General features: G+C 64.5%; 5 protein-coding genes. 3 read left to right on the forward strand and 2 right to left on the reverse strand.

The window, feature by feature from the left end:
* Nucleotides 1-562 precede the first annotated feature (562 nt).
* Together E0L37_RS20990 and E0L37_RS20995 are read left to right on the forward strand one after the other, a co-directional pair.
* Complete coding sequence (locus tag E0L37_RS20990) at nucleotides 563-2275, forward strand: autotransporter assembly complex family protein (RefSeq protein ID WP_240687531.1); 1713 nt, start codon at nucleotides 563-565, stop codon at nucleotides 2273-2275.
* A complete protein-coding gene (locus E0L37_RS20995; protein ID WP_133493594.1) occupies nucleotides 2272-5739 on the forward strand; it encodes a translocation/assembly module TamB domain-containing protein in 3468 nt (1155 codons plus the stop codon). Before E0L37_RS20990 ends, E0L37_RS20995 begins: the two co-directional genes overlap by 4 nt.
* Here the strand turns inward: E0L37_RS20995 and E0L37_RS21000 are convergent.
* Nucleotides 5732-6145, reverse strand: coding sequence for a PaaI family thioesterase (locus E0L37_RS21000; RefSeq protein ID WP_133493595.1), 414 nt, complete (start codon nucleotides 6143-6145; stop codon nucleotides 5732-5734). The genes E0L37_RS20995 and E0L37_RS21000 overlap by 8 nt on opposite strands.
* Before the next feature lie 199 nt (nucleotides 6146-6344).
* Here E0L37_RS21000 and E0L37_RS21005 point away from each other — a divergent pair, with 199 nt between their 5' ends.
* Nucleotides 6345-8060, forward strand: coding sequence for a proline--tRNA ligase (locus tag E0L37_RS21005; protein WP_133493596.1), 1716 nt, complete (start codon nucleotides 6345-6347; stop codon nucleotides 8058-8060).
* Nucleotides 8061-9098: 1038 nt separating this feature from the next.
* Here E0L37_RS21005 and E0L37_RS21010 read toward each other — a convergent pair.
* Nucleotides 9099-10103: a DUF4062 domain-containing protein gene (locus E0L37_RS21010; protein ID WP_133493597.1), complete on the reverse strand. Its 1005-nt coding sequence runs from the start codon at nucleotides 10101-10103 to the stop codon at nucleotides 9099-9101.
* Nucleotides 10104-10459: the final 356 nt, after the last annotated feature.

Here is a 10459-nt window from a genome sequence, read left to right on the forward strand (position 1 = left end):
GGACGCCGGACGCCGGACGCCGGACGCCGGACGCCGGACGCCGGACGCCGGACGCCGGACGCCGGACGCCGGACGCCGGACGCCGGACGCCGGACGCCGGACGCCGGACGCCGGACGCCGGACGCCGATAATGCAAAACCAGACCCAACGCCCTGGCAAGCACTAAAACGCCTTTTTTATTTCCGCAATGCCCGCAGCCCCGGGTTTTGACTTTAGCGTCTAGCGTCTAGCGTCCGGCGTCCGGCTCAAATGTGAAAGAATCCCTCTACTGCTGGCTTTCCTTTAAACTCCTCCAGTAGTCTTTCCAGAGTCAGGGGCCGGGCCCATCGTCCAGGCCAAGCAAGGGGCGAAATCGAAGTAGTAGCGTCATGATCAGGGACAGCCTTTTTCACCACCGGAATACCGTTACACGAACGCCTCGCCCCAATCACCGCCGAACCGGCCACCGGCGGCCGGAATCCGATCGCCCGTTGTCTTACTGTCGAGTTGTCATCGCCCTATGAGGACCGAACGCCGCCGCCGGCCCCTCGCGCTTCGCGCCCTGCTCTCAGGGCTGCCTCTGGTGCTGACTTTTGCCGTCAACGCTCCGGCCCGGGCTGCGGAGCAAGAACCGGTACTGACCATCAATGGCGATCTGCGTGACGACGTGCGCGACAATGTGCGGGTACTGGTCGGCCTGGACGATGCCGTCTGCCAGCCGGGCCCCGGCCAGAAGGCGTTGATTCTGCGCCAGGTTCGTGGCCGCTCGGAAGAAGCCATGCAGGCTCTCGGCTATTATCAGCCGGACATCGTGCCACAGTGGCGGGACGCCAGCGGCGAGGCCTGCTTCGGTGTTACTCTCACCATCACCCCTGGCCCCCGCACCACCGTGGAAACCCTGTCGATCACCTTCAATGGCGAGGCGCAGCAGGATCCCGCTTTTCAGAATGCCATCGACAAGGCGAACCTTTCCCCCGGCAATCCGTTACGCCACGATCGCTATGAGGCCCTGAAACGCCGACTGCAACAGCTGCTGATCGACCGGGGCTACGCCGAGGGCAGTCTCTCCACCCACCGCCTGGAAGTGGATCGCGCCCGGCATCGGGCCAGGGTGGTCATGGTGGTGGACAGCGGACCGCGCTACAGCGTCGGAGAGATCACCATCAACGAAGTCCCGCTGGAGCCGCGTCTGGTCCATGCCTATCTGCGTTTCACCAGCGGCGAGCCCTTCAATAACGAACGTTTGCTGGCGACCCAACAGGCTTATATGGGCACCAGCTATTTCAGCGCCGCGCGGCTGGAGCGTCGCCAGGTCAACCCCGACAGCAAGACCATCGATGTCGGTGTCAACCTGACCATGCGCAACCGCTGGGCGCTGCTCACCGGCGTCGGGGTCAGCACCGATACCGGTCCCCGGCTGCGGCTGGGGATCGAGAACCGCCGCGTCAACAGCGCCGGCCATCGCGCCCGGGCGGAAACCGAGCTGTCCGATCTGCGTCAGGGGGTGGGCGCCAACTACCAGATTCCCCTGCGCGATCCCAATACCGAACGGCTGGATCTGCACGCCCGCTACCTCAACGAGATCACCGACACCCGGGAAAGTGAAACTCTCAGCACCGGGGTCGATTACATTCGCGAGTTGCCGTCCAAGTGGGTGGTCACCACCTCGCTGGAATACCTGCAGGAGAATTTCGATGTGGCCGATCAGGCCGATCACATCGAACTGATCATGCCCGGCATCCAGATCAGCCGCGTCCACGCCGACGATCCGATCTACCCGCGCTGGGGGTGGCGGCTGGGGATCAAGGTGCGCGGTGCCCATGAGTCGATGGCGTCGTCGTCCAGCTTCGTGCAGGCGGACAGCTGGGCCAAACTGGTTGTCCCGCTGGGCAAGGGCCGCCTGCTGACCCGTGCCGAAGTCGGCTACACCGAGATCGACAACGTGCGCAATCTGCCCGCCTCCTTGCGTTTCTTCGCCGGCGGTGACTCCAGCGTGCGCGGTTTTGCCTACGAATCCCTCGGCCCCACCAACGACGACGATGACGTCATCGGCGGACGCCACTTGCTGGTGACCAGCGTCGAGTACGATCGTCCGATCAGCCGGCAATGGAGCCTGGCGGTGTTCTCCGACGCCGGTAACGCCTTTAATGACTTCAACGACTACGATGTGGAACGCAGCGCCGGTTTCGGCGTGCGCTGGCGCTCACCACTGGGGCCAATCCGTCTGGATCTGGCCCGTGGTCTGAGCGGCGGCGACACCTGGCGGCTGCACCTGAGCATGGGGCCGGACCTGTGAAGCGCTGGCGTTGGCTACGCATGGCCCTGCTGATCATGATCCTGCTGCCGTTGCTGCTGATCGCTGGCGTCTACGGACTACTGGCCTCCCGCGCCGGCAATCTTTGGGTGCTGGAACAGGTCAAGCCGGTTCTGCCCGGTGAACTCACCATTGAAGGCTGGCAAGGCAATCTGCTCGGCGGCGCGGAGGTGGCGCATTTGCGGTACCGTCAGGATGAGCTGGTGGTGGACCTGCACCAGCTGCGCCTCTCGCTGGTGCCATTGGAAGCCCTGCGCGGCTGGCTCTACCTGGGCGAACTGCATGCCGACCAGGTACGGGTGCATATACCGCCCTCCCCCGCGGATCAGCAACCGGACGACACGCCATTCGCCATGCCCGAAAGCGTCGCCCTGCCGCTGGGCGTGCGCATTGATACCTTCTCGCTGAAGGAACTGATTCTGGAAGGCGCCACCGATTTGCAATTGCGGGATCTGGAAGGGCAGCAATGGGCCGCCTGGCAACGGCTGAACCTGCCCCGGATCGCGCTCACCGTGGCCGACACCCGCCTGGACGCCAGTCTCTCCGGCAATCTGCACACTCCGTTTCCAGCCCAGGGCGACCTGCTCTGGCGCCGCCCCGCCGCCGGTGACGATGTGGCACCGCAACTGGGCGGTCGTCTGATCTTCCGTGGCGATCTGGACAAACTGAACATCAGCCACGACCTCAGCGCGCCGCTGACATTGAGCAGCAACGGCAGCCTGGCCTGGCGGGATCAGACCCTGAGCCTGGATCTGATCCATGAATGGCCGGCCCAGGCGCTGCCAGTGGATACTCCGGTGCCGGTGCAACTGGGCGCCGGCAAGCTGACCACCGTGGGCACGCTCGATGCCCTCGACATCCAGGGCAATGCCGATCTGGAAGCGGACGGCCACCCGCTCATGCTGAATCTGGACGCCACCGCCAGCACCCGGTCCCTGGCCTTGACGACGTTGAATCTGGACGGCGCTGGCCAGCACCTCAGCGCCTCCGGCAGCCTGTCCTATGAGAATGGCGCGGCCTGGGACCTCAACGTCGACGGCGAGGCGCTAGACCCGGCGCTGGTGGCCCCGGACTGGCCCGGCAATCTGACCCTGCGCGCACGGAGCAAGGGACATTGGCGCGACCAGGACTGGCGTGTCAGCGTCGATCCCCTGTCGCTCACCGGCACGCTGCGGAAAAAACCGGTATCGCTGACCGGCAAGGCCAGCCAGCCCGCCGGCGGCGATCTGAGTCTGACGTTGACCGGCCGCTGGGGCCAGGACCGGATCACCGCCGAAGGCAAAGTGGGAGAGCGGCTGGCGCTGGCGGGAACCGCCGCGGTGGCGGATTTGTCGGCGTGGCAAGGCCTGGCCCGCGGCGCCCTTGACCTGCGCTGGCGGTTGGCCGGCACCCTGGAAAACCCGCTGCTCAGCGGCGACCTGGGCGGCCGGCAACTGGCCTGGGAGGATTGGCACCTGCCCCGTCTTGATGCCCGCTTCAGCAATCTCACAACCGGCAACGGCCGGCAAAGCCTGACCCTGACCCTGGGCCCGGTAAGCCAGGGCGCTGAACAGCGCCTGCAGCAATTGACGCTGGCGGTCCAGGGCACCCGCGCGGCTCATCGGGTGACACTCGCCGCCCACCAGGACACCGCCGAGCTGGAACTCGCCCTACAGGCAGCTCTGAGTCAGGACTGGCGCTGGCACGGCCGGATCGAACAGTGGCGACTGGGTGAACCGCGCGCCGGCAACTGGGTACTGGATGCACCGGCGCCGTTCAGCGTCAGTGCCACCCGGCAGCAACTGGAGACACTGTGTCTGCAACGTCAAAGCGGCGAGGGCCGCCTGTGTCTGGGCGGTGAACACGGCGACGGCGGCCGTTTCAACGCCGAGGCCCGACTCGCCCGTTTGCCGCTGACCCTGTTCAATCCCTGGCTCGGAGATCAACTCAGTCTGGCCGGCGAGATCAACCTGGACAGCCGTTTCTCCGGCACCCTGGCCGCCGCCAACGGCGAATGGACCCTGAGCGCCGACCACACCCGGCTCATCGTGCGCGATACCGGACAGGACCATGTCTTCAACCTGGATACCGCCCGTCTCGACGGCACCCTCGAACGGGGCAACCTGGCCAGCCAACTGGCCCTGGTGGTGGCCGGACACGGCTCCCTGGACGCGGAGCTGAACACTCGCCTGAGCGCGGCGGCTCCGGTTGACGGCCGGCTGCGTCTGGATATTCCCAAACTCGATGACTTCGCCGCCCTGATCCCGCAAATCGGCGAGTTGAACGGCGCCGTCCGTGGCGAATTGAACCTCAGTGGCACGCAGGACGCGCCACGGTTAAGCGGCCAGATCGATCTCACCGGCGGCCGCGCCAGTGTGCCGGAACTGGGGATCGCCATGGAGGAAATCACCTTTACCGCCGCCGGAGATGCCGCCGGCTTGCGACTGGGCGGGCGCGCCCGGTTCGGCGAAGGCACCCTGACCCTGGACGGCGAATGGCGTCCGGAGGTATCACCGCTGGCGGTCACGCTCAACATCGATGGCGAGCGTCTGAAGGTGGCCAACCGCCCGGACGCCAAGGTCTGGGTCAGCCCGGCCCTGCGGCTTCAGGGCAACGGTCAGGATCTCACCCTGGACGGCACCCTGACCGTGCCCGAGGCTCACCTTGAGCCCCGCGAACTACCGGAAAGCGCGGTGTCGGTGAGTGCGGACCAGGTGATTATCGACGCCGAGACCGAAGACCGTGCGCCGCTGCCCTTCGCCATGTCGGTGGACGTGGTACTGGGCGACAAGGTCAGCTTCGAGGGCTTCGGTCTCACCGCCACCTTGGGCGGCGAGCTGCGAGTAAGTCAGAAAGTGGATCAGCCGGCCCAGCTCAACGGCAACCTGACCATCAAGGAAGGCCGCTACCGCGCCTACGGCCAGAATCTGGCCATCGACAATGGCCGTCTGATGTTCCAGGGACCGCCGGAGAACCCGGGCCTGGATATCCTCGCCATCCGCAAGATTCCCAGTGAAAGCCTGGTGGTGGGGGTGCGTATCAGCGGCACCTTGCAGCAACCGAAGGCGCGGATCTTCTCCGACCCGACCCTGGAAGAAAGCGAGGCCATGTCCTATCTGCTCACCGGCCGCGGGCTCAGCAACGCCAATCAGACCGACGCCGCCATGGTGGCCCAGGCGCTGGCGATCTATGGCCTGCAGGGCAGCGGCGTGACCCGCAAACTCAGCGAGACCCTGGGTCTGGATGAGGTCACCATTGGCAGCGACTGGGGCGGCACCGAGGACGCCGCGCTGATGCTCGGCAAGCAGATCTCCGAGCGCCTGTATCTGACCTACGCGGTGGGGATTTTCGATGCCATATCCACGGTGATGCTGCGCTACACCCTGACCCGGCAGTTACACCTGGAAGCCCAGTCGAGCAGCAAGAATCAGGCGCTCGATCTGATTTGGGAGAAGGAGTTCAGGTAGCCGCCGGCAGCGCGTAAATACCGGTGACATGGGCCACCATGTCATCGCTGTCGACACTGTAGAGACGCACCTCAAGCACCGCCGAGCGCCGTCCCAGCCGGATGATTTCGGCGTCGGCGATCATGTCCACCGGCGCCGGCTTGCTGAGAAAGTTGATATTCAGATTCTGCGTCACCGCCATTTCCAGCGCCCCGAGCCGACCGAGAATCGCCGCGTACATGGCGGAATCCGCCAGTCCCATCATGGTCGGGCCGGAAATGGTGCCGCCGGGGCGAATCATCGACGGCTGGAACGGATAGCGCACCCGCGCCCGGTTCCCTTCCACCCATTCCACCTGCAAAGCGGTATCGGCCGCCGAAGGCAAGCCGTTGTACATAATGGTCTGTACTTCCTGCGCGCTCAGCACTGTTGTCTTCCTTCTCTCTCAAATCGGCGATGGCAAACGAATAGTAAGTAGTGAATAAGTGAATAGTGCGTAGATAGTGCCAGAGGCCCGCTTTGACAGGAAGCCTACCGGTGTCAGCGCCGGGCCGACTATGTAGAATAGCCCACTTAACGCTTCGGCACCGTCAATCGCACCTTATTGATCCGGATTCGTACAAATTATGCGTACTTCCCGCTATTTGCTTGCCACCGTCAAGGAGACCCCCGCCGACGCGGTGGTCATCAGTCACCAGTTGATGCTGCGCGCGGGTATGATCCGCAAACTGGCATCCGGTCTCTACATCTGGCTGCCCAGCGGCCTGCGCGTGCTGCGCAAGGTGGAGCGGATCGTGCGAGAGGAAATGGAGCGGGCCGGCGCCCAGGAAGTATTGATGCCAGTAGTGCAACCGATCGAGCTGTGGCAGGAGTCCGGCCGCGACAGCGCCTACGGCCCTGAATTGCTTCGCATCAACGACCGCCACGACAATGGCTTCTGCCTGGGACCAACCCATGAAGAAGTGATCACCGATCTGGCGCGCAACGAGATTCACAGCTACAAGCAGTTGCCGCTTAATTTCTATCAGATCCAGACCAAATTCCGCGACGAGATCCGCCCGCGTTTCGGCGTCATGCGTTCCCGTGAGTTCACCATGAAGGACGCCTATTCCTTCCACCTGAACGCGGAATCGCTGGCCGAGACCTACCAGGACATGCACCGCGCCTACTGCGCGATCTTCGATCGCTTGGGGCTGGACTACCGCCCGGTGGAAGCGGACACCGGCTCCATCGGCGGCGCCGCCAGCCATGAGTTCCATGTGCTGGCGGCCTCCGGCGAGGACGACATCGCCTTCTCCGACACCTCCGACTACGCCGCCAACGTGGAGCTGGCCGAAGCGCTGCCCCCCGCTGGCGAGCGCCCGGCGCCCGGCGCCGAAATGACGCTGGTGGACACGCCCGACGCCAAAACCATCGAGCAGCTGGTGGCGCAATTCGACCTGCCCATCGAGAAGACGGTGAAAACCCTGGTGGTGAAAGGGGCCGAGGGCGGCCTGGTGGCCCTGCTGGTCCGTGGCGACCATGAACTGAACGACGTCAAAGCGGAAAAACTGGAGGCGGTGGCGGTGCCGCTGGCCTTCGCCGAGGAAGCGGAGATCCGCGCCGCCATCGGCGCCGGCCCCGGTTCCCTGGGGCCGGTGAATCTGTCGATTCCCTGCATCGTCGACCGTACCGTGGCGAAGATGAGCGACTTCGGCGCCGGTGCCAACCAGGACGGCAAGCACTATTTCAATATCAACTGGGAGCGCGACGTGGCGCTGCCGGAAGTGGCCGATCTGCGTAAGGTGATGAACGGCGACCCGAGCCCGGATGGCCAGGGAACCCTGGTGATCAAACGCGGCATCGAAGTGGGCCACATCTTCCAGCTCGGCACCAAATACTCCGAGGCCCTCAACGCCACCGTGCTGGACGAAAACGGCAAGGCGGTGACCATGCCGATGGGCTGCTACGGCATCGGCGTCAGCCGCATCGTGGCGGCCGCCATCGAGCAGAACCACGACGAGCGCGGCATCATCTGGCCCGAAGCCATCGCCCCGTTCCAGGTGGTACTGATGCCGCTCAATCCGAAGAAAAGCCCGCGCGAAAAAGACACCGCCGAGCAGCTCTATCAGACGCTCACCGAGGCTGGTATCGAGGTGCTTTACGACGACCGCGAGAAAGAACGGGTGGGCGTGAAATTCAGCGACTCCGAACTGCTCGGCATCCCCCACCGTATTCTGGTGGCGGAAAAAGGACTGGACCGTGGCGTGCTGGAATACAAGCGCCGGGGCGCGGAAGACAATGAGGACCTGCCGCTGGATCAGGTGGTGGAAGCACTCAAGGAGAAGCTGGCCGGGCGTTGAGCGCCCGGGTTTCACTGTCCAGACTACGGAGCCGCTGTGGGAGCTAGTTTACTGGCAAATGTCGGTCCTCTGGTGTTGTCCCATTCGCTTGCAAGCAAGCTTCCCACAGCGGCTTCATGGCACACTCCGTGGGAGACCAGCTTGCTGGCGAACACGGCCTCCGGCATTGTCCCATTCGCTTGCAAGCAAGCTTCCCACAGCGGCTTCGTGGCACATTCCGTGGGAGACCAGCTTGCTGGCGAATACGGCCTCCGGCGTTGACCCATTCGCTTGCAAGCAAGCTTCCCACGGCGGCTTCGGAGCACACTCCGTGCGAGACCAGCTTGCTGGCGAACACGGCCTCCGGCATTGTCCCATTCGCTTGCAAGCAAGCTTCCCACAGCGGCTTCGTGGCACATTCCGTGGGAGACCAGCTTGCTGGCGAATACGGCCTCCGGCGTTGTCCCATTCGCTTGCAAGCAAGCTTCCCACAGCGGCTTCGTGACACACTCCGTGGGAGACCAGCTTGCTGGCGAATACGGCCTCCGGCGTTGACCCATTCGCTTGCAAGCAAGCTTCCCACAGCGGCTTCGGAGCACACTCCGTGGGAGACCAGCTTGCTGGCGAATACGGCCTCCGGCGTTGACCCATTCGCTTGCAAGCAAGCTTCCCACAGCGGCTTCGTGGCACACTCCGTGGGAGACCAGCTTGCTGGCGAATTCCGTCCTCCGGCGTTGCCCCATTCGCTTGCAAGCAAGCTTCCCACAGCGGCTTCGTAGCACACTCCGTGGGAGACCAGCTTGCTGGCGAATACGGCCTCCGGCGTTGTCCCATTCGCTTGCAAGCAAGCTTCCCACAGCGGCTTCGTGACACACTCCGTGGGAGACCAGCTTGCTGGCGAACACGGCCTCCGGCGTTGTCCCATTCGCTTGCAAGCAAGCTTCCCACGGCGGCTTCGTGGCACACTCCGTGGGAGACCAGCTTGCTGGCGAATTCCGTCCTCCGGCGTTGTCCCATTCGCTTGCAAGCAAGCTTCCCACAGCGGCTTCGTAATAACCTCTACCCCCCTTCGCGGCGCCGCGCCAGCAATTGGGTCATGGCGGCGTCACCGGTCGCGGTGAGCCGCCAGCAACCCGGCCCGACCCCTCTCTCATCGTGACGGATCAAACCCAGCGCCCGTAGCTGCACCTTGATCTGCTGCAGCACCGGCTCCGCGAGCGTCACATTGCGCACCGCGTGGGCCTCCGGAAAACGGGGTTTCAATTCCTCCAGCGCCCGCCGCGTCAACGCCTGCTCCAGAGCCTTGCGCAACACCACCTCGCTGGCGCCCTCCAGCATCTTCGGTGCCAGCGAGCCGAATACCGCGTCCCATTGCCAGTGGCTGCGCGCCCGCGTCAGCTTGCAGGCGCCCCCTTGATACACCGCGCAACTGTATTCCAGCTCCACCGCATCGCCGCCGCGGGCCAGTACCGCCGCCGCCGGCCTTTGCTCCGTCAGCCAGCGCTCGCGCTCGGCTTCCAGGGCCGCCAGCCGTCGGCGCAAAACGGCGCCCTCACTACCACCGGCGTTACCGGGCCGGACCCAGCCGGCGGCCGGATGGATTCGCAACCAATCCGGCAGCACCCGTGTCAGCCGCTCCACCAGATCCACCGGTTCGCGCCAGCTATGGCAGCGAGCCTTGCCCTGCAGCAAGCGGGCAAAATCATCGCGCCGCACGGCACCTTCACGGGATGCTTCCCGTGCCGCTTCCGGCAACAGCGACGGTGCTTCGTGAATGAACGCCAGCACCGGCTTGCGCTTGGTGGCGGCATAGACAAATTCGCGGTGCATCTGGCTCAGCCCCAGCGGCGAAAGAGCGCCGTACAGCCCACCCAGAATCAACACCACATAGTCACTGTCATCGATCAACCGCTGCGCCAGCGGCATATGATCGGCGCCGTCATCCAACGCCGTCATCCCCAAGGGCATCAGCGCCTGATTCAACAACGGCGCCAGCACCTTCTGACGCACCCCCAGTGGATCCGGATACCCGGTGCTGAGAAAAACCGGATGGCGTTTTTCCATCAGCGTGTTTCCTTGCGCCCCCATCGCTTTCCCTGTGTCCCCCATATCGTCCCTCGTCCCCCTGCCGCCCCACGGTTATCAGCAGCCCATTTGTGCCCCCGCGCGCTCATTCGCTGCTAAAGCAGTCTCCCACAGCGACTTCGTAGTCCGCGGCGAGATTCAAAGCGGAAGGTTTCAAAGCTCGCGAAGAGCCAGGATCCTGCTTCTCCGTGTCCTGGAATGCTGATCCCTGGCTCTCATCCCCCGGCCAGGGCCCCCTCGCCCCCACCCTACCTCCTGGTATCGGCAACCCCACCTCTGATTAAAGCCCCTGCGCCACCCCTCGACCAGGAACCTCTCCACAACAGGATGCAGCC

Source organism: Alcanivorax sp. 24 (assembly GCF_004360225.1).
In the GTDB taxonomy this organism is placed as follows: domain Bacteria; phylum Pseudomonadota; class Gammaproteobacteria; order Pseudomonadales; family Alcanivoracaceae; genus Alloalcanivorax; species Alloalcanivorax xiamenensis.

What these genes read in the sequence shown, in the direction of transcription:
- E0L37_RS21010 (WP_133493597.1), bottom strand. Translation starts at nt 10,103, where the DNA reads ATGGAAAAACGCCATCCGGTTTTTCTCAGCACCGGGTATCCGGATCCA.
- E0L37_RS21005 (WP_133493596.1), top strand. Translation starts at nt 6,345, where the DNA reads ATGCGTACTTCCCGCTATTTGCTTGCCACCGTCAAGGAGACCCCCGCC.